Origin of the sequence: Streptomyces sp. SID11385, assembly GCF_010548245.1 — a bacterium.
In the GTDB taxonomy this organism is placed as follows: Bacteria; Actinomycetota; Actinomycetes; order Streptomycetales; family Streptomycetaceae; genus Streptomyces.
This window is the reverse complement of record NZ_JAAGLR010000704.1, coordinates 1-870: the sequence shown is the minus strand read 5'-3', so window position 1 is coordinate 870 and position 870 is coordinate 1. Positions and strand designations below refer to the sequence as shown.

Annotated in this window: 1 pseudogene; it reads left to right on the top strand. The window is 78.5% G+C overall.

The annotated features are described in order from the left end of the window. A pseudogene (locus G3I42_RS21525) lies at positions 1–870 on the top strand (hypothetical protein); the annotation flags it as partial.

Genomic DNA, 870 nt, shown 5'->3' with positions numbered 1-870 from the left:
CCAACAGCGCGGCCCCGGCAGCGGCGGCGGCGCGGGCGCGAGCGGGGGTACGGGCTCCGACGGCGGTACGGAGGCGGGCGCCGGCTCCGGCGCGGACTCCGCCCCCGCCGCTCCCGTCGCCGGTCTCGACGCCGAGACCCTCGACCAGAGCGCCGAGACCCTGCGCACCCTCCTCGACGATGCCGTCACCGAGGCCGAGCGCCGCCTCTTCGCCCTGCGCACGGCGGCCCAGGACGACGCCCGCATCCTCGGTGCCCTCGGCGACGGCGGCCTCCTGCCCCCGGGCCCCGACGTCCTCGCCACCGTCGAATACCTCGGCGAACACGGCATCCCCGCGCTGCCCGGCTGGCGCTACCTCGCCCAGTCCGTCGACCCCGCCGAGCACAACCGTGTCCTCGCGGCCCGCCCCGAACTCGTCGACGGCGTCGTCATCACCGACCCCGGCACCCACCGCCGCGCCCGCGAAGTCCTCGCCGAGGCCGCCCTGCTGCCCCGCTCCACCGTCGCCGTCGGCACCGCCTCCGCCCTCCTCGCCCCCGCCCCGCGGAACGCGGAGACGGAGGAGTCCGTCTTCCTCGTCCCGCCGAACCCGGCGATGCACGACGAGCACGCCGCCGACGAGGAGCGGCAGCAACTGCGCGCTCGCGCCACCGCCCGCGAGGAGGAGATCCGCACCCTCGCCGCCCGCCTCGGCAAGGACCGCGAACTCGGTGCCCGCCTCGGCTCCTGGCGCTCCGGCTGCCCCGCCGGACGGCTCGGCGAACTCGCCGCGGCGGCGGCGGAAGCCCGTACGGCGGCGGCGGAGGCGGCCGCCGTTCTCGAAGAAGCCCGCGCCCGCCGGGCCGACACCGAGGAGACGGCGAGTGCCGC